The sequence below is a fragment of the Pandoraea sp. 64-18 genome (assembly GCF_001899225.1).
Lineage (GTDB): Bacteria > Pseudomonadota > Gammaproteobacteria > Burkholderiales > Burkholderiaceae > Pandoraea > Pandoraea cepalis.
Genome location: NZ_MKVU01000010.1, coordinates 14,962 through 39,383, shown reverse-complemented (window position 1 = coordinate 39,383; position 24,422 = coordinate 14,962). Strand labels below are relative to the sequence as shown.

23 protein-coding genes are annotated in these 24,422 nt (G+C 65.6%); 7 read left to right on the top strand and 16 right to left on the bottom strand.

Features of this window, described 5'->3' with window-relative positions:
- Positions 1-105 precede the first annotated feature (105 nt).
- Together BGP02_RS08170 and BGP02_RS08165 are read right to left on the bottom strand one after the other, a co-directional pair.
- On the bottom strand, positions 106-894 hold the full coding sequence (locus tag BGP02_RS08170) for a YdcF family protein (protein WP_286798340.1): 789 nt from the start codon (positions 892-894) through the stop codon (positions 106-108).
- Positions 895-979: 85 nt separating this feature from the next.
- The gene (locus BGP02_RS08165) at positions 980-1,468 is read right to left on the bottom strand and encodes a Dps family protein (protein ID WP_017233106.1); all 489 of its coding nucleotides are present in this window, start codon (positions 1,466-1,468) and stop codon (positions 980-982) included.
- 241 nt (positions 1,469-1,709) lie between these two features.
- Between BGP02_RS08165 and BGP02_RS08160 the strand changes: the two genes are divergently transcribed.
- The gene (locus BGP02_RS08160) at positions 1,710-2,411 is read left to right on the top strand and encodes a thiamine phosphate synthase (protein WP_268567299.1); all 702 of its coding nucleotides are present in this window, start codon (positions 1,710-1,712) and stop codon (positions 2,409-2,411) included.
- A 176-nt stretch (positions 2,412-2,587) separates the two neighbouring features.
- Here the strand turns inward: BGP02_RS08160 and BGP02_RS08155 are convergent, their stop codons facing one another.
- On the bottom strand, positions 2,588-3,532 hold the full coding sequence (locus BGP02_RS08155; protein WP_017233103.1) for a LysR substrate-binding domain-containing protein: 945 nt from the start codon (positions 3,530-3,532) through the stop codon (positions 2,588-2,590).
- Positions 3,533-3,698: 166 nt separating this feature from the next.
- Positions 3,699-5,981 (bottom strand): ATP-dependent DNA helicase RecG, encoded by a 2,283-nt coding sequence (recG, locus tag BGP02_RS08150; RefSeq protein ID WP_017233102.1) that lies wholly within the window; start codon positions 5,979-5,981, stop codon positions 3,699-3,701.
- 102 nt (positions 5,982-6,083) lie between these two features.
- Here recG and queA point away from each other — a divergent pair, with 102 nt between their 5' ends.
- The 5 genes from queA to secF all read left to right on the top strand — a co-directional run bounded on the left by queA (position 6,084) and on the right by secF (position 11,955).
- Positions 6,084-7,166: a tRNA preQ1(34) S-adenosylmethionine ribosyltransferase-isomerase QueA gene (queA, locus tag BGP02_RS08145; RefSeq protein ID WP_017233101.1), complete on the top strand. Its 1,083-nt coding sequence runs from the start codon at positions 6,084-6,086 to the stop codon at positions 7,164-7,166.
- A 137-nt stretch (positions 7,167-7,303) separates the two neighbouring features.
- Positions 7,304-8,434, top strand: coding sequence for a tRNA guanosine(34) transglycosylase Tgt (gene tgt, locus BGP02_RS08140; protein WP_286798339.1), 1,131 nt, complete (start codon positions 7,304-7,306; stop codon positions 8,432-8,434).
- Between the two features lie 224 nt (positions 8,435-8,658).
- Positions 8,659-8,925 carry a preprotein translocase subunit YajC gene (gene yajC / locus BGP02_RS08135; protein WP_232424572.1) on the top strand — a complete coding sequence of 89 codons (267 nt, stop codon included), beginning with the start codon at positions 8,659-8,661 and terminating at the stop codon, positions 8,923-8,925.
- A 135-nt stretch (positions 8,926-9,060) separates the two neighbouring features.
- Positions 9,061-10,953 (top strand): protein translocase subunit SecD, encoded by a 1,893-nt coding sequence (gene secD / locus BGP02_RS08130; RefSeq protein ID WP_017233098.1) that lies wholly within the window; start codon positions 9,061-9,063, stop codon positions 10,951-10,953.
- Positions 10,954-10,977: 24 nt separating this feature from the next.
- Positions 10,978-11,955, top strand: coding sequence for a protein translocase subunit SecF (gene secF / locus BGP02_RS08125; RefSeq protein WP_286798338.1), 978 nt, complete (start codon positions 10,978-10,980; stop codon positions 11,953-11,955).
- Positions 11,956-12,147: 192 nt separating this feature from the next.
- Here secF and purB read toward each other — a convergent pair whose 3' ends face one another.
- A complete protein-coding gene (gene purB / locus BGP02_RS08120; protein WP_017233096.1) occupies positions 12,148-13,521 on the bottom strand; it encodes an adenylosuccinate lyase in 1,374 nt (457 codons plus the stop codon).
- A 223-nt stretch (positions 13,522-13,744) separates the two neighbouring features.
- On the opposite strand from purB, the gene BGP02_RS08115 reads away from it, so the two are divergent.
- A complete protein-coding gene (locus tag BGP02_RS08115; protein ID WP_017233095.1) occupies positions 13,745-14,356 on the top strand; it encodes a glutathione S-transferase family protein in 612 nt (203 codons plus the stop codon).
- Positions 14,357-14,365: 9 nt separating this feature from the next.
- Here the strand turns inward: BGP02_RS08115 and BGP02_RS08110 are convergent, their stop codons facing one another.
- From BGP02_RS08110 to BGP02_RS08060, 11 genes are all read right to left on the bottom strand, one after another.
- Positions 14,366-15,385, bottom strand: coding sequence for a lytic transglycosylase domain-containing protein (locus BGP02_RS08110; RefSeq protein WP_286798337.1), 1,020 nt, complete (start codon positions 15,383-15,385; stop codon positions 14,366-14,368).
- 53 nt (positions 15,386-15,438) lie between these two features.
- Positions 15,439-16,590 carry an EscU/YscU/HrcU family type III secretion system export apparatus switch protein gene (locus BGP02_RS08105; protein ID WP_261939178.1) on the bottom strand — a complete coding sequence of 384 codons (1,152 nt, stop codon included), beginning with the start codon at positions 16,588-16,590 and terminating at the stop codon, positions 15,439-15,441.
- Between the two features lie 7 nt (positions 16,591-16,597).
- A complete protein-coding gene (sctT, locus tag BGP02_RS08100) occupies positions 16,598-17,440 on the bottom strand; it encodes a type III secretion system export apparatus subunit SctT (protein ID WP_017233092.1) in 843 nt (280 codons plus the stop codon).
- Between the two features lie 5 nt (positions 17,441-17,445).
- Positions 17,446-17,712, bottom strand: a complete 267-nt coding sequence (sctS, locus tag BGP02_RS08095; RefSeq protein ID WP_017233091.1) for a type III secretion system export apparatus subunit SctS — start codon at positions 17,710-17,712, stop codon at positions 17,446-17,448.
- Between the two features lie 19 nt (positions 17,713-17,731).
- Positions 17,732-18,382: a type III secretion system export apparatus subunit SctR gene (sctR, locus tag BGP02_RS08090; protein WP_150562476.1), complete on the bottom strand. Its 651-nt coding sequence runs from the start codon at positions 18,380-18,382 to the stop codon at positions 17,732-17,734.
- Positions 18,383-18,429: 47 nt separating this feature from the next.
- Entirely contained in the window at positions 18,430-19,599 is a 1,170-nt protein-coding gene (locus tag BGP02_RS08085) for a type III secretion system protein SepQ (protein ID WP_286798336.1), read from the bottom strand.
- On the bottom strand, positions 19,589-20,035 hold the full coding sequence (locus BGP02_RS08080) for a hypothetical protein (protein WP_017233088.1): 447 nt from the start codon (positions 20,033-20,035) through the stop codon (positions 19,589-19,591). The genes BGP02_RS08085 and BGP02_RS08080 overlap by 11 nt, the downstream gene beginning before the upstream one ends.
- A 118-nt stretch (positions 20,036-20,153) precedes the next feature.
- Entirely contained in the window at positions 20,154-20,564 is a 411-nt protein-coding gene (locus BGP02_RS08075) for a hypothetical protein (protein ID WP_150562474.1), read from the bottom strand.
- Complete coding sequence (locus BGP02_RS08070) at positions 20,540-21,817, bottom strand: FliI/YscN family ATPase (RefSeq protein ID WP_286798335.1); 1,278 nt, start codon at positions 21,815-21,817, stop codon at positions 20,540-20,542. The genes BGP02_RS08075 and BGP02_RS08070 overlap by 25 nt, the downstream gene beginning before the upstream one ends.
- A gap of 88 nt (positions 21,818-21,905) precedes the next feature.
- Positions 21,906-23,981, bottom strand: a complete 2,076-nt coding sequence (sctV, locus tag BGP02_RS08065; RefSeq protein ID WP_286798334.1) for a type III secretion system export apparatus subunit SctV — start codon at positions 23,979-23,981, stop codon at positions 21,906-21,908.
- Positions 23,978-24,367, bottom strand: a complete 390-nt coding sequence (locus BGP02_RS08060) for a hypothetical protein (RefSeq protein ID WP_017233961.1) — start codon at positions 24,365-24,367, stop codon at positions 23,978-23,980. Before BGP02_RS08060 ends, sctV begins: the two co-directional genes overlap by 4 nt.
- Positions 24,368-24,422 lie beyond the last annotated feature (55 nt).

Below are 24,422 nucleotides of genomic sequence, written 5' to 3'. Positions count from 1 at the left end.
TTGAGGTTGGCAATTCAAGGAGCCCGCATCCATGCGTGACCCCGATTCGTTCGTCGTCCCTTTGAGAGGCCGGTACTTCGTGGCATCGAAAAGGGAATGAAAAGCTCAATGCCCCACGGCCAGGGCCATCCATTCGCGCAGCGCCTGATGCGTGGTGCGCAAGCCACCGACGGTGGGCCACCAGCCGGGGATAACATCCGGTTCGAACGCGCTCGCATTGCAGCACGGTGCGGGTACCACCGTCAGTCCAGCACGTTCGAACTGGTCGCGAGCCCGACGCATATGCCAGGCGCTCGTGACCAGATAGACGCGCGACACGCCGACGTTCGCCAGCATACGCGCGCTGAAGGTGGCGTTTTGCGCCGTATTCAACGATTGTCCTTCGATCCAGCGCACCGGGACGCCGAATTCTTCGGTCGCGACTTGGGCCATCATGCGCGCCTCGACCACATCGCCAGTCGGACTGCCGCCCGAGACAAGCACCGGCAATTGCGTGCGACGCGCGAGCAGCGCGCCATACCGCACGCGGGCCAACGTTGCGTCATTCACATCGGCGCCGCTGTCACGCCCGAATTCGGGCGCGTGCCGGGTCGCACCGCCACCGAGAATCACGACTGCCTGCGGCAGCGTCGCCGTTGCGGCGGTCGCCCCACGCGCGGCGTCGAGCGACTTGAGATCGATCGGGGAGCGGGTTTCCAGCGGTCGAGCCAACTGCCGGCCGAACCAAGGCATCGCCTGCACCCATAGCGCAAGTATCGCGACGATCGCCAGCGTTTTGCCGACACGCGGACAGCGCCGCCCGATGGCGACGGCGAAACCCGCTAGCAGCAGTACATTGACCGGCGGCAGGAACAGGCTGACGAGAAGGGTGCGGGCAAGCCAATCGAAGGGCATCCGGCCAGTGTACTGGACTGCACTGCGCAGCGCACCCTTTCTCTATGACATCTTCCGTACGATAGCCGGGCCTGGCGTCAGGCTGTCAGGCCAGCAGGCTGCGCAGCATCCATGCGTTCTTTTCGTGCAGTTGCATGCGTTGCGTAAGCAGGTCGGCGGTCGGCTCGTCGGAGGCGGCGTCGACCGTCGGGAAAATGCCGCGCGCGGTGCGGGTCACCGCTTCCTGCCCTTCGACCAATTGGCGAATCATCTCTTCGGCAGCCGGCACACCGTCGGCTTCGGGAATCGACGACAGCTTCGCAAACTCTTTGTAGGTCCCCGGCGCCGGGTAACCCAACGCGCGAATACGCTCGGCAATCAGGTCGACGGCCAGGGCGAGTTCGTTGTACTGCCCTTCGAACATCAGATGCAGGGTGTTGAACATCGGACCGGTCACATTCCAATGGAAGTTGTGCGTCTTCAGATAAAGCGTGTAGGTGTCGGCCAGCAGATGGCTCAATCCTTCGACGATACGCTTGCGATCCTTCTCGCTGATGCCGATGTTCACACTAGCCACATTGTTCTTCTTTGCCATGATCCGACTCCGTTGGTGATGGTGCCCCCGTCGTACTGTGGGGGCACGCTGGACTGAAATGAAAATGCCGGCGCAGGCCGACGAATCCCGACTTCGGCGGGCATCGGTCCAGTCTATCGGGATCGTGTGACGATACCCGGCACGTCTGGATGTGATGCCTCTCACCCGCCGATGTTTCGCGCGAGCGCTCTCCGTACTTTCCTCGAGACGTGCGCGCTGGCATTCCGGTTACACTGCGCGCATGTCCGCAGACCCCGCAGATTCCGCCTACCGCCTGTCGATGCCCGACCGCCCGGCCGCGCACGACAAAGCGGACCGTGCCACGCCTCCCGCGCAAACGCCTCTGCCGCGCCAACTCCTGGTGACGCCCGATATCGCGACGCGCTCACAGATTGCCGGGTTCGCGTCACAACTCGCGCAAGCACTCGCCCGCGGCATCCGGCTGGTACAGCTTCGCAATCGTTCGCTCGATGCCGACAGCTACCGGGCCTTGGCAGAGAGCGCCCTGGCATTGACCCATGCGGCAGGTGCGCAACTTATCCTCAACCCGCCGCAAAGCGTTACGGATCTCTGGCTCGACGCACCGAACGGCGTGCACGCCAGTACTGTCCCGCAGGCAGACGGCTGGCATCTGACGAGTGCGCGACTCATGGTCTGCGATGCTCGTCCCGCGGGCTGGAAGCTTGTCAGCGCCGCCTGTCACAACGCCGCACAGGTCGAACGCGCCACGCTTCTGGGCCTCGACTTCATTACGCTATCGCCCGTGCTCGTCACCGCGACGCATCCGGACGCCAAGCCGCTTGGCTGGCCCGCATTCACCGCGCTCGCCGCGCAAACGTCGCTGCCGGTGTTCGCCCTCGGCGGCATGCGGGACGACGCCTTGTCGAGCGCGCGCCACGCCGGGGCCTACGGCATCGCCGCCATACGCGCTTTCTGGCCGTAGTCGACGCGCTCAGTCATGGCTTGCCGGGCTTCTCGATGCTTAAGACTAATTCGCCTTATGAAAACGGTCGAGTTAATCGTTTTTATGCGTTCAATAGCTAAAAACAATACGCCGCAGCACCAAGCGACGGCGTATTGCACCTTCAAGCGGTAACGGAACGGGTGGGTCCCGGCGTATCAGTTCGACGTTGCCGGCAGATCGAGGGGAATCACGCCCGGCAGATGGCATCGGGCGATGGCTTGCGCCACGGCGTCGATGGCGGGCAGCCGCGTGAAGCTCTTGCGCCACGCCAGCACGACGCGACGGTCAGGCACTGGTGCCGAGAACGGCACATAGCGCAGCAGGCTGTCGGGCGCCTGCGTCTCGGGCACCGACGTCTTCGGCAGCACGGTGATGCCTACGCCGCTCGCGACCATATGACGAATGGTCTCCAGCGAAGAGCCTTCGAACGTCTTCTGGATACCGTCGGCATTCTGCGAGAAGCGCATCAGTTCCGGACACACGCCCAGGACGTGATCGCGGAAACAATGCCCACTGCCCAGCAGCAGCATCGTCTCCTGCTTGAGATCGCCCGCGTCGATGTGCTCACGTTCGGACCACGGATGCGAACGCGGCAGCGCCACGACGAACGGTTCGTCGTAAAGCGGGCGCACCATCAGGCCGCTCTCCGGGAACGGCAGCGCCATGACCGCCGCATCGATTTCGCCCTGCTTGAGCAGCTCGATAAGCTTCAGCGTGTAGTTCTCCTGCAGCATGAGCGGCATCTGCGGCGTCGTCTCGATCATCTGTTTGACGAGGGACGGCAGCAGATACGGCCCGATCGTGTAGATCACGCCCAGACGCAGCGGCCCGGCAAGCGGATCGCGCCCCTGCTTGGCAATTTCCTTGATGGCGATCGTCTGCTCGAGCACTCGCTGCGCCTGAGCAACGATCTGCTCGCCGAGCGGCGTCACGCTCACTTCGGCGGCGCCACGCTCGAAAATCTGTACGTTCAGCTCGTCTTCGAGCTTCTTGATGGCCACCGAAAGCGTCGGCTGGCTGACGAAACAGGCTTCCGCTGCGCGACCGAAATGGCGTTCGCGCGCCACCGCCACGATGTACTTGAGTTCCGTGAGGGTCATGTCGTCCTAACCTGTGTAAATTAATCGAATTACCGCAATCGATAGATTTTGTTTTTTATAGCACAATCGAGCGGCGATTGCCCGTTTTCGGTCGACGTCCGCGTTGATGCCAGCGCAGATGCGTCCGTTGACGCCTCGCCGCCCGACCGTCGCGCAGACACCGGCGTTATGCCTTCAGATAGTCTTCCCGCGCCCCGAGCCAGCGCTCCAGGTGCGCCGCCACGGCACCGGGGTGCGACGCGAGCAGCACATCGGCCGCTTCCTGGGCGCCCGGGATCAGCCAGGCGTCCTCATTCAGATCGACGAAGCGCAACATCGCCGCGCCCGACTGCCGCGCACCGAGAAATTCGCCCGGGCCGCGAATCTCCAGATCGCGTCGCGCAATGACAAAACCGTCGGTGGTCTCGCGCATCGTTTGCAAACGCGCCTTCGCGCCCATCGACAACGGTGACGCATACATCAACAGGCACACCGATTCCGCCGAGCCGCGCCCCACGCGTCCGCGCAACTGGTGCAGTTGCGCAAGCCCGAAGCGCTCCGCATGTTCGATGACCATCAGCGATGCATTCGGCACGTCCACCCCCACTTCGATGACCGTGGTCGCCACCAGCAGATGCGTGTCGCCACGCGTGAAGTCGTCCATCACGGCCGCCTTCTCCGCCGGCGCGAGCCGCCCGTGCACGAGTCCCACACGCAACTCGGGCAGCGCCGCGACCAGTTGGGCATGCGTGTCGACGGCCGTCTGCAATTGCAGCGCCTCGCTCTCCTCGATCAGCGGACAAACCCAGTACACCTGGCGGCCGGCCAGCGCCGCCGCCCGCACGCGTTCGATCACTTCCGGGCGCCGCGTGTCACTGATCAGCTTGGTGACGACGGGACTGCGGCCCGGCGGCAACTCGTCGATCACGGAAACGTCCAGATCGGCGTAGTACGTCATCGCGAGCGTTCGCGGAATGGGCGTCGCGCTCATCATCAACTGATGCGGCATGGCGTTGCCGCCCATGCCGGCGGTTTGCATCTTGCTGCGCAGCGCCAGACGCTGTGCCACGCCAAACCGGTGTTGCTCGTCGACTACGGCCATGCCCAGTCGCGCAAACGTGACGGTATCCTGAATGATGGCGTGCGTGCCGATGACCAGTTGCGCGTCGCCGCTCGCCACGCGCGCGAGGGCCTCGCGCTTTTCCTTCGCCTTCATGCTGCCCGCCAGCCACGCGACCTCGACGCCCAACGGCGCAAGCCAGCCCGAGAGTTTGCGCAGATGCTGCTCCGCAAGGATTTCGGTCGGCGCCATGATCGCCGCCTGATACCCTGCGTCGATGGCCTGTGCCGCGGCCAGCGCCGCAATGATCGTCTTGCCGCTGCCCACGTCGCCCTGAAGCAGGCGCTGCATCGGATGCGGTTCGGCAAGATCGGCGCGGATCTCGGCCCACACGCGTTGCTGAGCGCCGGTCAGGCGAAACGGCAGCGCCGCCTCGAAGCGTTCGAGCAAGCCCCCCGGCACGCGGGCGCCGAGCGCAGGGGCCGCGAGCCGTCGACGCGCCGCCTGTGCCCGTTTGAGCGACAGTTGCTGCGCGAGCAACTCCTCGCACTTGATGCGCAGCCATGCCGGATGCGAGCGCTCGACAAGCGCTGTCTCGGACACATTGGGCGGAGGCGCGTGCAGCAGGTGGACGGCGTCGGACAACGCCGGGAGCGGATGCTCGGGCCCCATGACACGCTGAAGCAGTCCTGGCGGCAGCAACTCCGGCAACGGCGTGCGCTCCATCGCGTTGTGGATCGCTTTGCGCAGATACGCTTGCGACAGGCCCGCCGCGCTCGGGTACACCGGCGTGAGGGACTCCGGCAGCGGCGCGGCGGCGTCCTGCACCACGCGATACGCGGGGTGGACCATCTCCAATCCGAAGAAGCCGCCACGCACTTCGCCACGCACTCGCACGCGCGTGCCAACGGCGAGTTGCTTCTGCTGGCTGCCGTAGAAATTCAGAAAACGCAGCACAAGTTCGTGGCCTTCGTCCGCAATGCGTACGACCCATTGACGGCGCGGCCGGTAGGCCACTTCGCTTGACGTGACGACGCCCTCCACCTGCGCCAGTTCGCTCGGCAGCACTTCGCCGATCTTGCGCAGGGTGGTTTCGTCCTCGTAGCGCATCGGCAGATGCAGAATCAGATCGATGTCGCGCTTCAGACCGAGCTTGGCGAGCTTGTCGGCCGTGCCTGAACCGGTCGTCTTGCGCGCGGCGGCCTTCGCGTTTTTCGGTGACTGGGTGGATCTAGCGGGGACCGCTTCGTCCCCCCCTGTCGGCGCCTGCGCCGGCGCAGCCGGGCGCCGACCGCGCTTCGCGGCGGGACGTGGTGCGACATCGGTCTGTGCACCGGCGGCATCGGCAAGGTCCACGAGGTCGGCAGGGGCGTCGTCAGGCGCGGTGGCGGGCATTCTGCGTTCGGTCATGCAGTCGCGAGTCGGGGACGTTCGGCCGTGAGGCGCACACCGTGCCGGCAGGCCTTCGGACGAACCAAGTAAAATGTCGGTTGCTACGCATTGTAAACGCTGATGTATACCCTTTCCGATTTCGATTTCGACCTGCCGCCCGAACTGATCGCGCAGACCGCGCTCACCGAGCGCACCGCCAGCCGCCTGCTGGAGGTCGACGGCAGCGTCACGCCGCCCCATCTGTACGACCGGCGCTTCGCCGATCTGCCTAGCCTGCTCGCCCCCGGCGACTTGCTGGTGTTCAACGACACCCGTGTCATCAAGGCGCGCCTGTTCGGCCAGAAGGCGAGCGGCGGCAAGATTGAGGTGCTCGTCGAGCGAGTGATCGACAACCGCACCGTGCTCGCGCAGATCCGGGCGAGCAAGAGCCCGACGCCCGGCACCGTGCTGCATCTGGCCGATGCGTTCGACGTGACCGTTGGCGAGCGCGTCGAACCGTTCTACACGCTGCACTTCCCGGACGACTGCTATACGCTGCTGGAGACCTACGGCCGCCTGCCCTTGCCGCCGTATATCGCACACGACGCCGACGCCGCCGACGAAACGCGCTACCAGACCGTGTATGCCCGCAACCCGGGCGCGGTGGCCGCGCCGACCGCTGGGCTGCATTTCGACGACAGCCTCTTCGCCCACCTCGACGCACTGGGCGTGCACCGCGCCACACTGACGCTGCACGTGGGCGCCGGCACGTTCCAGCCGGTGCGCGTGGAGAACATCGGCGAACACAAGATGCACTCGGAGTGGTACGAAATCACGCCGTCGCTGGTCGACGCCATCGCCGCCACCCGCGCGCGCGGCGGCCGCGTCGTCGCGGTCGGCACGACGTCGATGCGTGCCCTGGAGTCGGCCGCGCAAGCCACGCTGGCTGCGGGCGGGGCGCCGGGCACCTTGCGCGCCGGCAGTGCCGAGACGGACATTTTCATCACGCCGGGCTACCATTTCCAATTGGTCGACCGGCTCATTACCAACTTCCACCTGCCCAAATCGACCTTGCTCATGCTGGTGTCGGCGTTCTCGGGGATGGAGACGATCCGCGCGGCCTACCGGCATGCGATCGAGCAGCGCTACCGCTTCTTCAGCTACGGCGACGCGATGATCCTCTCGCGCGTGGCGCCTCACGACGCGCCGAAAGCCGCCGCCTGACGCGGCACGGCCGTTGGATCGACGGCCGTGCGACCCGGTACAATAGCGGCTTGGCCGCGCATGGGGCGCCGGCCGCTTATTTGACGTCCTGTGCGGGCGCCGGCTTGTGTTGCCGGTGGTGCCGGGGCGCACGACACATGCTCAAGTTCGAACTCATCACCACCGACGGACAAGCCCGCCGGGGGCGCGTCACGCTCAACCACGGCGTGGTCGAGACACCCATCTTCATGCCGGTCGGCACCTACGGCTCGGTCAAGGCGATGTCGCCGGCCGAATTGGTCGAGAACAACGCCCAGATCATCCTCGGCAATACCTTCCACCTTTGGCTGCGCCCCGGGCTGGAGACGATCGCCGCCCACGGCGGGCTGCATCGCTTCATGGGCTGGGATCGTCCGATTCTCACGGATTCCGGCGGTTTTCAGGTATTCAGCCTCGGTGAGCTGCGCAAGATCAGCGAGGAAGGCGTGAAGTTCGCGTCGCCTGTGAATGGCGACCGTCTCTTCCTCTCGCCCGAAATCTCGATGCAGATCCAGCACGTGCTCAACTCGGACATCGTCATGCAGTTCGACGAATGCACGCCGTACGAGATCGACGGCCGCCCAGCCACGGAAGTCGAGGCCGGCCAGTCGATGCGCATGTCGATGCGCTGGGCCAAGCGCTCCATCGACGAATTCAACCGTCTAGAGAACCCGAATGCCCTGTTCGGGATCGTGCAAGGCGGCATGTACGAACATTTGCGCGACGAGTCGCTCGCCGGGTTGTCGGAACTGGACTTTCACGGCTATGCGATCGGCGGGTTGTCGGTCGGCGAGCCGAAGGAAGACATGATGCGCGTGCTCCAGCACGTGGCGCCGCGGCTGCCGGCGAACAAACCCCACTACCTGATGGGGGTCGGCACACCGGAAGACCTCGTGGCTGGCGTGGCGGCGGGCGTCGACATGTTCGACTGCGTGATGCCCACGCGTAACGCGCGCAATGGCTGGCTCTTCACGCGATTCGGCGATCTGAAGATCCGCAATGCGTCGCACAAGACCGATACGCGCCCTCTGGACGAAACTTGCGGCTGTTACGCCTGTCGAAACTTCTCGCGCGCCTACCTGCACCATTTGCAGCGAGCCGGGGAAATTCTGGGCGCGCGGCTCAACACCATCCACAACCTGCATTACTATCTCACGCTGATGCAGGAAATCCGGGATGCCATCGAAGCGCACCGTTTCGACGCTTTCGTCGCCCAGTTCCGGGCCGATCGCGCGCGCAGCGTGCATTGACGGCCGTCGCGCGCCAGCGGGCGCCGAAACCCCGGAGACCGGGGTTGGGCAGTGGTAAAATGTCGGGCTTGGATCCTGCATCCACGCACCGAAACACACGCCGCGCGTGTCCGGAGCTCCGGCCACACGCGGCTTTTACACGTCTTACATAAGGAGAACCGAACGTGCTGATTTCCAATGCCTTCGCTCAGACGGCAGGCGCCGCGAGCCCGACCAGCAACCTGATGAGCTTCCTGCCGCTGGTGCTGATGTTCGTGGTGCTGTACTTCATCATGATCCGTCCGCAAATGAAGCGCCAGAAAGAAACGCGCAACATGCTGTCGGCCCTCGCCAAGGGCGACGAAGTCGTGACCTCGGGCGGTCTGGCCGGTCGTATCTCGAAGGTCGGCGAGACCTTCGTGACCGTGGAGATCGCTGAAAACGTCGAAATCAACGTGCAGAAGGGTGCGATCACCACCCTGCTGCCGAAGGGCACCATCAAGGCGCTCTGAGCCTTCGCGCCACTGCACGCGGCTGCCTTCAACGGCGGCCGCCGTGCATGGCGACGCCGGCCTTGGCGACCCTCGTTGCCATGCCAGCCGGTCTGAAGCACGGTTTGCCACATGGCATCACCCTAGCCCGCTGCTATGAATCGCTATCCTCTCTGGAAGTACATCCTCATTCTGGTGGCGCTTGCCATCGGGGTGTTCTATACGCTGCCCAACCTGTTCGGTGAAACACCGGCAGTACAGATTTCCAGCGTCAAGGCGACCGTCAAGGTCGATGCCTCGACGCTCGCGCGCGCCGAAGACGCGCTCAAGGCGCAGAACATCGCCTATCAAGGCGCCGTGTTCGACAGCACGGGCAACAACCCGAGCGTGCGCATTCGCTTCGCCGACACCGACACGCAATTGCGGGCCAAGGACATGCTCCAGACGGCGCTGAACAGCGACCCGACGGACCCGACCTACGTCGTCGCGCTTAACCTGCTCTCGGCCTCGCCGGAATGGCTCACCCGAATCCACGCGCTGCCGATGTATCTCGGTCTCGACCTGCGTGGCGGGGTGCACTTCCTGCTGCAAGTCGACATGGCCGGCGCCATCACCAAGCGCCTGGACGCGAGCGCCGCCGATGCCCGCACGCTGCTGCGCGACAAGAACATCCGCCACAACGGCGTGACGCGTACGGACACTGGCATCGAAGCCGTCTTCAGCGACCAGAACGACGCCGAGCGCGCCCGCGGTGCCCTGACCGACGGCCTGCCCGATCTGTCCTACACCACGCAAGCCGGCCCGAACGGGACGTTCAAGGTCGTGGGCGCCTTCACGGAAGCTGCCCGTCGTGCGGTACAGGACAACGCCGTCAAGCAGAACATCGTCACGCTGCATAACCGGGTGAACGAACTCGGTGTGGCCGAGCCGGTGATTCAGCAGGAAGGCCCGGACCGCATCGTCGTGCAGTTGCCCGGCGTGCAGGACACCGCCAAGGCGAAGGACATCATCGGCCGTACGGCAACGCTCGAAGCGCGTCTGGTCGATCCGGACGCCCCGCGCCTCATCACGGCCGACACACCGGTGCCGCCGCAGGACGAATTGTTCCTGCACGGCAACGGCGCGCCGGTGATGCTCAAGCGTCAGGTGATCTTCAGCGGCGATCGCATCACCAGCGCGTCCGCGGGCTTTGACGATCACCAGCAACCGTCGGTGAACATCAAGCTCGACGCCGCCGGCGGCCGTGTGCTGCGCGACGTCTCGCGCGACAACATCGGCAAGCCGATGGCCATCGTGCTGTTCGAGAAGGGCAAGGGCGAAGTGCTGACGGTGGCGAACATCCGCAGCGAACTGGGCCAGAGCTTCCAGATCACCGGCATGGGCTCGGCGCAGGGCGCCAACGACCTGGCACTGCTGCTGCGCGCCGGTTCGCTGGCCGCCCCGATGGAGATCATCGAAGAACGCACGATCGGTCCGAGCCTGGGTGCCGATAACGTGCACAAGGGTGTCGACTCGGTGCTGTACGGCCTGATCGCCATCGCCGTGTTCATGATGGCGTACTACATGCTGTTCGGCGTGTTCTCGGTGATCGCGCTGCTGTTCAACCTGTTGCTGCTGGTGGCCGTGCTCTCGATGATGCAAGCCACGCTGACGCTGCCGGGGATTGCCGCTATCGCGCTCACACTCGGTATGGCCATCGATGCGAACGTGCTGATCAACGAACGCATTCGCGAAGAGTTGCGCGCGGGTGCGTCGGCACAGAAGGCGATTTCGCTGGGCTTCGAGCATGCCTGGGCGACGATTCTGGACTCGAACGTGACCACGCTCATCGCCGGTCTGGCGCTGCTGGCGTTCGGTTCGGGCCCGGTGCGCGCGTTCGCCGTGGTGCACTGCCTGGGTATTCTGACCTCGATGTTCTCGGCCGTGTTCTTCTCGCGCGGTCTGGTCAACCTGTGGTACGGCGGCCGTCGCAAGCTCAAGACGCTGGCGATCGGTCAGGTCTGGCGCCCGGACGGTGCGAAAAACGCACCCGACGCAGGCGAGCAATAACCGCAGGCGCGAGAGGAAACAGTCATGGAATTTTTCCGCATCAAGAAAGACGTGCCGTTCATGCGGCACGCCCTGATCTTCAACATCATCTCGGCGCTCACGTTCGTGGCGGCGGTGTTCTTCCTGCTCACGCGGGGCCTGCACATGTCGATCGAGTTCACCGGCGGTACGGTCATGGAAGTGGCCTACACGCAGGCGGCCGATCTCGAGAAGATCCGTGGCGAAGTCGGCAAGCTGGGCTATCGCGACGTGCAGGTGCAGAGCTTCGGCACCTCGCGCGACGTGATGATCCGCCTGCCGATCCAGAACGGTTCTGACGGAAAGCAGGTCACCAGTGCGCAGCAAAGCGACGCCGTGATGTCCGCCCTGAAGGCCGACGCCCCCGATGTGCAGTTGCGTCGCGTGGAATTCGTCGGTCCGCAAATCGGCCACGAGTTGTTCACGGATGGCCTGCTGGCGCTGACCTTCGTGGTCATCGGCATCATCATCTACCTGTCGTTCCGCTTCGAATGGAAATTCGCGGTGGCCGGCGTGATCGCCAACCTGCACGACGTGGTGATCATTCTGGGCTTCTTCGCCTACTTCCAGTGGGAGTTCTCGCTGGCGGTGCTGGCGGGGGTGTTGGCCGTGCTCGGCTACTCGGTGAACGAATCGGTCGTGATCTTCGACCGGATTCGCGAGACGTTCCGCAAGATGCGCAAGGCGACGGTGCGCGAGGTGATCGACCACGCCATCACGACAACCATGTCGCGTACGATCATCACGCACGCGAGCACGGAAATGATGGTGCTGTCGATGTTCTTCTTCGGTGGACAGACGCTGCACTACTTCGCGCTCGCCCTGACCGTGGGTATTCTGTTCGGTATCTACTCGTCGGTGTTCGTGGCCGCGGCCATTGCGATGTGGCTCGGCGTGAAGCGTGAAGACCTCATCAAGCACAGCAACAGGGATGGTGAAGAAGGCGTCGATCGCAACGACCCGAACTTCGGCGCCCGAGTCTGACCGACCGGCTCACTGCGCTCCGTCAGGAAGACCGCCGGCATGTCCGGCGGTTTTTTTTCGCCGGTGCATTGTGCGCTCCGCGTTGCGACAGCGGCTTCCCACGTTGCCCTGCGCAGGCTGCCGTCACCATGCAAAACGGGCCGCAAAAGCGGCCCGTTTCGTTCAAGCAGAAAGCGTGCTGGACGGACGCGCTCAGACCCGCTTGGCGAGCGATTCGGCGATACCGATGTAGTTCGCCGGCGTCATTTGCAGCAGACGCGCCTTTGCGTCTTCCGGAATAGCCAGTTGCTTGATGAAGTCCTGCAACGCTTCGCGCGTGATGCCCTTGCCGCGCGTCAGCTCCTTGAGCTGCTCGTACGGGTTGGGAATGCCGAAGCGGCGCATCACGGTCTGTACCGGCTCGGCCAGCACTTCCCACGTATTGTCGAGATCGTCGTTCAGACGCTGCGGATTGACTTCGAGCTTGTCCAGGCCCCGCTTGCACGAGTCGTACGCCAGCAGGCTATAGCCAAACGCCACGCCGATGTTACGCAGCACGGTCGAGTCGGTCAGGTCTCGCTGCCAGCGCGAAACCGGCAGCTTGTCGGCCAGATGGCGCAGCACGGCGTTCGCCAGACCGAGGTTGCCTTCCGAATTCTCGAAATCGATCGGGTTGACCTTGTGCGGCATGGTCGACGAACCGATCTCGCCGGCCTTCGTCTTCTGCTTGAAGTAGCCGACCGAGATATAACCCCAGATATCGCGGTTCAGGTCGAGCAGGATGGTGTTCGCACGCGCAACGGCGTCGAACAGCTCGGCCATGTAATCGTGCGGCTCGATCTGGATCGTGTACGGGTTGAACGTCAGGCCCAGGCGCTGCTCGATCACGGCCTTCGAGAAGGCTTCCCAATCGTATTCCGGGTAGGCCGAGAGGTGGGCGTTGTAGTTACCGACCGCACCGTTCATTTTGGCGAGCAGCTCGACGCGGCGAACGCGCTCGAGCGCGCGTGCAAGTCGTACGGCCACGTTCGCGAGTTCCTTGCCCAGCGTGGTCGGCGACGCCGGCTGACCGTGCGTGCGCGAGAGCATCGGCTGGGCGGCGTGTTCGCGGGCCAGTTCGCCGAGCTTGGCGACCAGCGATTCGAGCGCGGGCACGACGACCTTGTCGCGCGCGCCCTTGATCATCAGGCCGTGCGAGGTGTTGTTGATATCTTCCGACGTGCAGGCGAAGTGGATGAATTCGCTCGCCTTTTCGAGTTCCGCCTGGCCCTGCACCTTCTCCTTGAGCCAATACTCGACAGCCTTCACGTCGTGGTTCGTGACCTTCTCGATGTCCTTGATGCGCTGCGCATCGGCGTTCGAGAACTGGGTGGCCAGGCTGAGCAGGAACGTCTCCGCTTCGGCCGAGAACGGGGCGATTTCGGCGAAACCGGCCTTGGACAGGGCGATCAGCCAATGGATCTCGACGGTCACGCGGTGGCGCATGAACGCCGCTTCGGACAGCCACGGACGCAGGGCGTCGGTCTTGCTGGCATAACGGCCGTCGAGCGGAGAAAGCGCGGTCAATGGGGAGAATTCGTCGGACATGGCACTGGGCACCGAAAAAGAAAATCGGGGGAGCCGGCGAGCCGCCAACTCGGAAAGGCCAGTATTTTACCATTCTCGGCCTCGCCCATCCCGGGACGAATCGATTTCACCGGAATTCGGGCAGGACTCGCCCCGGGCTGCGGCATACGCAACACGCATGCGCGAGCGCCCGGAGCCCACGTTATACTCTCCCCCGCCCTACCGCGATTTATCAAGGATTCACATGAAGTTGATCGGTGCCCTCGCCAGTCCCTACGTTCGCAAAGTCCGCATTGTGCTGGCTGAGAAGAAGCTCGACTACAAGCTCGAGCTGGAGAACGTGTGGGCCGACGACACGCGCATCCAGCAGTCCAACCCGCTGGGCAAAGTGCCGTGTCTGGTCATGGAGGACGGCGAAGCCGTGTTCGACTCGCGCGTGATCTGCGAGTACCTCGATACGCTCTCCCCGGTGGGCAAGCTCATCCCCCCTTCGGGCCGCGAACGCGCCGAAGTGCGCTGCTGGGAGGCCCTCGCCGATGGCGTGACGGACGCCGCCGTGCAGATTCGCGTCGAGGCGATGTTCCACGACGAAGCCTCGCGCTCGCAGGCGCTCATCGACCGTCAGCGCGGCAAGATCGACGAAGCGCTGCGAGCGATGGCGCTTGGACTCGACGAACGCCAGTGGTGCGCGAGCAACCGCCTCACGCTGGCCGACGTGGCCGTCGTCTGTGCGCTCGGCTACCTCGATTTCCGGTTTCCGGAGATTGCCTGGCGCGACGCCCACCCCAATTTGGCCGATCACTTCGAACGCATGTCCGCGCGCCCGTCGGTCGTCGACACCGCCCCCACGCGCTAGTCCTATCTCCTATCCGCCAACCGCAGGGCCAGCGCCTCGCGCTTGGCCGCGCGCGGGCATGACGACCGCTGGCCGGTCGCGTCCGCGGCTGTCGGTGGCTTCCGCCGACGGGCTGCGTGTCAGCAGTGCCCCGACCCCTCGCAGCAAACGCCAGGCGCGTTCCCTCGCGGCCTCGTTCGAGGACATATCGCCGCGCTCCCGAGCCGGCGTTGTCGTGGCGGGCGCCTTGGTATCGGGCGTCGTATCGACAAGGACGGCGGCAGGCTGCATGGGCTGCATGGGTGGCAAAGGTCGCGAGGGCACCGCTGGCACCGGACTCGCGTCGCGTAGCCGAGCGTATCCGGCCATCACCTTGCGCACGTAATTCTGCGTCTCCGGGAACGGCGGGATCTGACGACCATAACGCAGCACCGCACCCTCCCCCGCGTTGTAGGCCGCCAATGCCAGCGTCAGGTCGCCGTCGAAGCGCGCCAGCAGCCAGCGGACGTAGGACGCCCCAGCGCGTACATTCTCCGCCGGGTCTTCGAGACGTCGCACGCCGAAGCGCGCGCCAGTGCGCGGCAGCACCTGCATCAACCCGATCGCCCCCCGCACGGACACCGCCTGCGGATCATATCCCGATTCTGTGTCGATAATGGCGTGCAGCAGCGCCGCATCAACCGACGCCACTTGCGCCGCGCGTTGCACCACCGCGTCGAAGGGCAGCGCGGGGTCGGCAGACGTCGGTGCGTCCGTGTCGCGGGCGCTGGCGACGACAGATATCGGTGCCGCCGTGTCGCGGGGGCTGGCGACGACAGACATCGGTGCCGCCGTGTCGCGGGAGGTGGCGATGATCGACGTCGGTGCGTTCGCGTCGCCGGGGCTGGCGTCGACAGGCGCGGGCACGGGCCGCACCAACGCGTCTGGCGTGGCCCGCGGCACGGGTACCACGAGCTGCGCGTCAGCCACTCGCGGATGACGCGGCAGCAATCCCCCGTCCATCGCCCATACGGACATCGACGGCCCCATCATGCTTAACACGCTGAGCACGCCTCCCGCGAGCCGTGCGCGCCACCGGCACAAGTCCCGAATCCGGCGCCCACTCATACGCCGTCTCCCGAAGCCGAGCGCGTGGGCGCGTCCTTCATGCCGCCTCCGACGCAGCCGTCCTGCGGCATTGCATCAGCGTGCGGCGTGGCGTTCGCCGCTTGCACCTCATAAGGCAGGTCGAGCGCGAGCCGCAGAATCGCGGCCACTGCGTCGAACAGATCGGGGGGAATCGGTGCGTCGACCTCGACGTCGTCCATCAGGCGGCGCGCCACAGGCACGTGCTCGACTATCGGCACGCCTTCGCGCTCGGCGAGCCGGACGATGGTCCGCGCGCGTTCGTTGCGGCCCTTCTCGATCACCATCGGCACGGCCGTCTCGCCGGGCACGTAGCGCAGGCAAATCGCGATGCGGGTCGGGTTGCGCACCACGGCCGTCGACCGCTTCACGTTGTCCGACAGACTGCCGCTTTCGATCGTTTCCCGATGAATGTCGCGCCGCTTGTTCTTGATCTCCCGGTTTCCCTCGACCTCTTTGGATTCCCGCTTGATCTCGTCGTGGGACATCATCAATTGCTTGCGAAGCTGATACTTCTGATACGCGAAGTCGAGCCCGCCGAACACCACGTACGCGATAACCAACACCGCCATCAACCAGAACATCAACCGCACCGTGAGGGCAAGACCGCACGACGGCCCGCACTGCGGCAGCGCGGCGAGCGACGGCGTGTACTGTCGGATCAGATAGAAAAAGACCACGGCCAGCACCGCGACCTTGACGAACGACTTGCCGAATTCGAAGAGCGACTGCATCGAGAACAGTTGTTTGGCCTTGGCGATGGGATCGATCCGTTCATACTTGGGACGAACGCTCTCGGGCGCCACGAGCATGCCGACCTGCAACACCATCGCCAGCCAAGTCGTCACGATCACCAGCACGGCAAGACCGCCCACAAAACGCACGAAGAGCAGCAGCGACGGTCCGAGCATGCCGCGCACGGCGTCGTCCACCGGATCGTTGAGCAGCCCTAACATGCGCGCGACGAGCGCTTGCAGCGCGTCGTAAAGCGCCGGGCCTTCGAACGTCAGCCACGCCAGCACCACGCCGAGTTGCATGCACACGGCAAGATCGGCGCTCTTCGCGACGCGCCCCTTCTTGCGCTCGTCTTCGATCTTCTTGGGGGTGGGCGGCTGGCTCTTTTCGCTCATGTCGGCCTCAGGATGCAGGCAGCGCCAGCGCGGCCCAGGCGCGAAACACGTCGGGCAGCCGATACCAGCCCTGCAGCGGCACGGCGACGGCAAACGGCAGACTGGCCACCGTCACCAGCAGCGCCATCGCGCTTTTCACCGGCATGGCGAGAAAAAAAACGTTGAGCTGTTGCGCGGCCCGGTTGATGAAGCCCATCGACATATCGACCAGCACCATCACGACCATCGCCGGCAGCGCCACCGCCACGCACATCACCTGCATCGCCTGCCAGAGCGCGAGCAGCCAGGCCACGCTGTCGTCATGCCATTGCCACGGCTGCCCCACCGGCAGCGCGGCGTAGGAGTCATATAACGCGGTGAGTAAGGCCTGCGCCGCCGGGGTGACAAAGAACAGCACGCAAAGCATCTGAGTGAGCGCGATGCCGAAGACCGACGACTGCGCCCCCATCAACGGATTGAGCACGCTCGCCATGGACGCGCCGCGCATCGTGTCGATCACGTACCCCGTCATGTCGACGGCCCAGAACGGCAGCGCGGCGGCAAAGCCGAGCAGGCCGCCGATGCACAACTCGCGCAGCACCAGCATGCCCCATGCGCCCCAGTGCGACGGCATTTCCGGACTTGCATGCACGAGCGACACCACCGGCAAAGCGAGCGCCAGCACCAGCGCATTGCGCAACATGCCGGCGCCGAGCATGCCGACGGAGAACACTGGCAGCAGCATCGCAATGCCCAGCGGGCGCAGCATCGCCACGCCCCACGCCACCAACCAGCCATACAGGTCGGCCCACAGCGGCGAGAGCAAGGTGTCGACGCCGGGCGCCATGCCCGGCACGAAGGAGGACGTCATGCCGCTCACCGCATCCGGCTGATCTGCTCGAACGCGTTACCCGCGTAATGCAGCAGCACATGGCCCATCCACGCATAGGTGGCGGCCAACGTGACCGATACCGCAATGAGCTTGATGAGGAACTGCACGGTCTGATCCTGCACCTGCGTAAGCGCCTGGACCAGCGAGACCAGCACGCCGACCGCCGCCGCCACCACCACGGTGGGCAGCGACAGGAGGAGCGTAAGCCAAAGCATCTCGCTCGTGAGATTGACGACGATGGCTTCACTCATGGGTGCGCTCCGGGCCGCGTCATGCGTAGGAGAGCATCAACTGGCGCACCAACTGCTCCCAACCGTTCATCATGACGAAGATCAGTAACTTGAACGGGAGAGCAATGGTCATGGGCGAGACCATCATCATGCCCATCGCGAGCAGGATGTTCGAGATCACCAGGTCGATCACAACAAACGGCAGGTACAGCAGCAGCCCGATCTTGAACGCTTCGGCGAGTTGGCTCAGCGCGAACGCCGGCATCAGGACGAGCAGCGAGTCGCTGCCCAGGCGGTCGCGATGCGCCTCCGGCCAGGTATCTCGGCCGACGCTGGCGAAGAAGTCGCGTTGTCTCGCGTCGGTGTGACGGGTGAGAAATGCACGGTAGGGCGAAAGGACGCTCGCATCGACATCGGCCACGAAATCCTTCGACGACAGCGATACCGGACGCGTCTCGAGATTGGCCTCGATGTCGAAGGCCACCGGGGCCATGATGAAGCAGGTGAGCACGAGCGATAAGCCGTAAATCGCGATGTTGGGCGGAATCTGCTGCGTGCCGAGCGCATTGCGCAACAGGGCGAACACGACCGCCAGCTTCAGAAACGCGGTTCCCAGCACCACCAGCAACGGCATGATCGAGAGCAGCGACAGTACGACGACGAGCTGCACCGGGTGGTCGAGCAGGGACATGCAAACTCCAATGAGCGGCGTTGACGACCGGGTGGGGTACCGAGAGGTTAGGTCGTCTCCGGATGCACGCCCATCCGGTCACGACCCGAAATGGCGCGGGGAGAATCGCGCTCACCGGGCGCGTCACCTTCGGTGAGGGCGACCTCAAGCGAAGCGTTCGCGGCGAATGCGCCGATCACGCTGTCGATGCACACCGCGAGTCGTCCGTCGTCGAAACGCAGCAAACGCCCGACGGCCCACGGTGTGTCGTCACGCAGAAGCGTGATTCGATCGGCCGACAACGCGCAGGCGATTGCCTCGCTTTGGGAAACGGCATCGTTGCCTGAACGCCAGGCGGTCAGGAACGGAATGGGAAATTGCCTTTCTGCGACGAGGGCAGACAAACGCACGGTGGCTGCTCCCTGGCGCGCTCCGGCCGCCGTCGACAGGGTGTCGTCGGGGGGACTGGCGTTCGTGTCGTCGAGTTGCAGGACGCGCCGATCCAACGGCCGGCCGTCACGCATGGCCATGGCGCGGTCGCCGTCCACAAGCCAATACTCACCGCCTGCGATGTGAGCCGCCACGTCGAGGAGTACGGCGTCTCCCACCTGCAGATGCTCGCATTGCGCGCTGGGCAAGGTCGCCCACCCCGCCACCAGCGCACATCGACGCGTCGGCAATCCCGACGGATCGAGCGCGGTGTCGCCTGGCGTCGCCCTCCGGCAGCGCTCACACAGCCACGACGTCGCGCCGTCGAGATACATCAACGCCAACCGACGTCCCTCTCGCTGCAACACCATGCCCACACGCCACGCTGTCTCCACTTCCGCGGCCGCGACGTCAGTCGCGCGCGGCCACGAACTGGTATCGCGGGCCGCGTCGGCCGCACTGACCGCGGCGTCGAGCGACATATCCGCGCTCACATCGCCCGTCGCCAGCGTGAGCGACGCCGCGCTGGCCCGCCACGAGGGCGGCAGCGCGTCCCACGACGGAACCGGCAGGTTCGGCGCGAGCCAGTCGCGCCACTGCTGCGCGTCGCACCAGAAGCGCGTCTGGCCGACAAGACCGTCGTCGACGCGTGCCGTCACGACAAGACCGTCCCCTCCCGCACGTAGCCAACCAACTCGGACTCCGGTATCGCCTTCGACAAAAGCCACGCAGGCCACGCCCATGAGCGCCTCATCCAACGGCCCCGGCGTCGACGCCGCGATGAACCCGACGTCCGGCTCAAGGGGCATATCGCGCCTCGACTTCGATCGTGACGGACACCTTCAGGCGCGACGTCAGGGCGCGCTCGAGCCGCCCTCGATGCGCCAGCAATCGCCGGTACATCGTGAGCCGCACGCAGAGCAGACTCACCGTCACGCCCTGCCGTCCGCGCCGCGCTTCGACGACCAACGCATCGAGCGCGCCACCATGCACCAACACGCGCAACGAACTGCCGCCGTCCCAGTTGGCCTCCTGGCGCATGTGCCAGACACGCAACCAACGCAGCACATCCGCGGGTCCGGACACGCACGCGGCCGGCTCGCATGCCAGGGTGAAGGTCCGTTCGTGACGGTCGCCGCTTGGCCTTCCATCGGGCGTTGCCGTGCCGCGCCGCTGCGACGACGAACGGTCGGACAAGCTGACGAACGCATCGGCTGACGGGCCGCTTCGGTGAATGGTACGCATCGTGAAGTCCTCTTGATGGCAATGGTGGTGAGCGCGTTTCGTTCGGCATAGGTGCGCAATCCCTTCGGCGCCGGGTAATGGCGTGAGACGGTTCCGTCTTCAGCGGCCCATTGCCCATTCACCGGCGGTAAAACGTCATCAACTCCCGCAGTTTTTCCTGTTTGCGTGCATTCGCCTGCAGGCGCTCGCGTTGGTGAAGCACTTCGGCGTCGACAAGCTTCGCGTGCGCGAGTGCAGCGCTGTGCCGGTTCCGCGCCTCGCCAAGGGCGGCACGCTGCACTTCCACCGCACCCGGCGCGCCCGCGGCCTCGCGTGGCCCGTAGACACCGCCGCGCGACAATGCGTCCTGCCACGCGCGACGTTGCGCGTCGCACGCGCGCTCGCACGCAACGACCGCCTCGTTGGCATCGCGCGCCGCGACCGTCATGCGGGCCAGTGCGGCACGCAGGCTGGCTTCGCGGCGCTGGGCGAGGGCCGCCAATGCCGCGAGGCCCTCGTCGTCCGTCAGTTCGCGAGATGTTCGAGCCATGCGCGCGTGTCGTCGAATGGCGCCACGTCGTGCTGCGCCTGACAAAGAAAGGCACGGATGTCCGGGGCCCGCGCGAGCGCGTCGTCGGTCTCCGGATCGTTGCCCGGCTGATATTCGCCAACGCGTACCAGCAACTCAACCTGCGCCGCCAGCGCCATCGCGCGCCTGACACGCGCCGCCGCATCGACATGCGGCGCGTCGGTCACCGCCGCCATCACCCGCGAGAGGCTCCTCGCGACGTCGATGGCGGGATAGTGATTTTCCTGCGCGAGACGCCGCGACAGCACAATGTGACCGTCGACGATCGAACGCACCTCGTCGGCGAGCGGCTCATCCAGGTTGTCGCCTTCGACGAGCACCGTATAGAACGCGGTGATGCTGCCGCGCACGCCGGTCCCCGCGCGCTCCAGCAACCGGGGCAGACGCGCATAAAAGCTCGGTGGCAACCCGCTCGTCGCGCCAAGCGGCTCTCCCGCCGCCATCCCGATATCGCGCACGGCGCGCCCGAAGCGCGTCAGGGAATCCATGAGCAACAGCACGTCTTTGCCGTCGTCGCGAAACGCCTCCGCAATGGCCGTCGCGGTGTAGGCGGCCTTCATCCGTTCGAGCGCGGGACGATCGGATGTCGCGACGACGCAGACAGTCCGTGCACGCGCCTCAGGGGTGAGGGCCGTCTCGAGAAACTCGCGCACCTCGCGCCCGCGCTCGCCGATCAGCGCCACGACGATCACATCGGCCTGCGCACCCTGGCACATCATCGCCAGCAGCGTGCTCTTGCCCCCCCCCGCCGCCGCAAAGATGCCCAATCGCTGGCCACGACCGCAGGTGAGCATGCCGTCGATCGCGCGAATGCCGATGGGCAGGCACGTGGACACCAGCGCACGCGTCATCGCGGGCGGCGGCTCCGTGTCCAGTGAACGCCATGCCACGCCGGACGTCGGCGCCTCGTCGGCCGCCGTCGCGGGGACCAACGGCCGCCCGAGGCCATCGAGCACCTCGCCAATCAGGTGATCGCCGACGGCCACGCGCGACGACCTTCCCAGCGCCTGCACCAGCGCGCCATTGGCCACGCCGTTCGGCTCGGCATACGGCGCAAGCCAGACATGCCGCCCCTCGACCGCAATCACCTCGGCGTCGAGCGACGGCGAGACCACGCGGCATTGCTCACCGAGCGCCGCGCCCGGCAATCGGGCCCGCATCGCATTCGGGGTGATCTTGTCGATACGACCGTAGCGCGCATCACCGCCGGACATCCGCCGCCACTCGTCACACGCCTTGCGCCGCGCGTCGAGCGTTCGACGAAGCCCATTGGCGATGCGTGTGGCGTCCGGGCGACGCATCTCAGTAGGTTCCCTGCACGTCGATCGTGCCCAGCACCCGCACATGCGGCTCGTCGGCCACTTCCTGGAACGACAACACCGCCAGATCGGCGCGCTCGCGCTCGACGAGCTTGCGCAGAAAACGCCGAACATCCATGGCGGTGAACAGCACGGCTGGCGTGCCGTCATGCGCGGTCAGTGCGCCATCGATGGCGTTCAGAATCGCGTCGGTCTGCGTGGGATTCAGATCGGCATAGGACCCCGACGCCGTCTGCCGCACGGCGGCGCGCACGGTGTCTTCGATGCCGCGTCCCACGTTCCACCCGGTGATGTGTTCGGTGCCCCGTCGAAAGCGCCGGGTGATGTGACGTCGCAGGCTGAGCCGCACGTACTCGGTCAACATGATCTGATCGCGCTCACGCGGGGCCCATTCGATCAGGGCCTCGAACACGCGCCGCAGGTCGCGAATCGACACGCCCTCGGCGACCAGTCGCTGCAGGACTTCCGCCGTCCGGCTGATCGGCAGTTGGCGTTGCAGCTCCTTGACGAGTTCGCCGTAGCGATCCTCCATCGCATCCATCAGGAAACGCGCTTCCTGCACACCCAGGAAATCGGCGGCATGCGCGTCGATGACCAGCGACACGCAGTGCGCCACGCGGTCCGCGCCCACGATCACGGTGCCGCCTCGCGTCTGCCACGCCTGGCGTTGCGCGTCGTCCAGCCAGAAAAGGATCTGCCCGCCGAACGGCAACGGCATCTCGCGCGGCGCACCGGCGTCAAGGCTGCGCAGCGCGGGCATCGGATGCGCCGCGTCGTGCTGCGCCAATGCGGCGTCAGGGGCCACATCGATCGTCATCACGCTCTCGTGATAGAGCTGAATATCCAGCGTCTCGCCCGGCAGGCCGGCGTCGACGACCACCTGTACCTCGGGCATTGGCACGCCGAACTGCTCGAACTTCTGATCGCGCAGGGCATTGATGCGCGCGGCGAGCACCGCGGTGCCGCCCGCTGCCTCGGCCAGCGCGGCCCCCACCCGTGCCTGCAGCGGCTGCGCGCCAGGGCGTCCCGGTTTCGCTTGCACTCCGCCGGCGTCTCCCTGCGCGCCGTCCTTGTCCCCTTGGCCCTCGCCCCCTCTGCGCCCTGCCCACCACGCGGCGGTCCCCGCCAGCGCCGCGAGCAGGAGGAAATAGTGCATCGGGAAGCCAGGGATCAGACCGAAGAGCACAAGCACCACGGCCGCCAACGTCAGCGAGCGCGGCTGTGCGGCAAGCTGATCGGTGAGCTCGCGCGCCAGGTTGCGACGTTGCTCGCCAGGCACCCGCGTGACGATAATGCCTGCCGTCACGGAAATGAGCAGCGCCGGGATCTGCGACACCAGCCCATCGCCGATGGAGAGAATCGCGTAGATCGCCGCCGCATCGCCCGCGCTCATGCCGCGCATGAAGACGCCGACTCCGATGCCGCCCAGCAAGTTCACCACGATGATGACGAGGCCGGCGATGGCATCGCCCTTGACGAATTTCATCGCCCCGTCCATCGCGCCGTAGAACTGGCTCTCCTTCTGCACGATGCGGCGCACGCGCTTGGCTTCGGCTGCGTCGATGGTGCCCGCGCGCAGATCGCCGTCGATGCTCATCTGCTTGCCGGGCATGCCGTCGAGCGAAAACCGGGCGCCGACTTCGGCCACGCGCTCGGAGCCCTTCGTGATGACGATGAAGTTGACGACAGTGATGATCAGAAACACGATCATGCCGACGACGATGTTCCCGCCTGCAGCGAAATCGCCGAACGTGTAGACGATGTCGCCCGCGTCGGCGCGCAGCAGAATCAGGCGGCTGGTGCTGATCGTGAGCCCCAGCCGAAACAGCGTGGTCATCAGCAGTACGGACGGGAACGCCGAGAAATCGAGCGGCTCGTTGATATAGAGCGCCACCATCAGCAGCAGCAGCGACAGGCCCAGATTGAGCGCGATGAGCAGATCCATCACCGACGGCGGCATCGGGATGATGATCATCAGCACCGTGACGAGCAGCAGCGCGGCCAGCACGATGTCCTGCCGGCCGGCAGCGACGCGAAGCCAGGGCAGCAGGCGCGTCACGGGTAAACCTCCTGCTGCTGCCGGGCATCGATTCGCTCCAACAGGCGCCGCATGCGGCCGAGGCAAGCGAACCAATCAACGGCCTGTGAGTTGCCGCTCGCCGGCGGTGTCGCGATCAGCATCGGGCGCCCCTGCGCCACGCATGCCCGCACGGGAATGCCGAGACTCCACTCCGGCGCGCAGGTTTGCAGCAACATGGGCAACCACCGCTGCGCGCGGGCGGCGCGATCGATCAGCGTCAACACCAACGTCACGCCCTGCGCATCGACCTCGATCATCAGCACGCAGGGTGCGAGCACCACGCGCATGCGAGGGGCCACACGTTGCGGCGGTAGCGCCAGCAATTCGAAGAGCTGCTCGAGCTTGCGTTGAGTCTGGGTGTCCATCGGCGATCTTGCGTTGGGAACGTGCTGGCGGCGCACGCGCGGCTCGGAGGGCGCT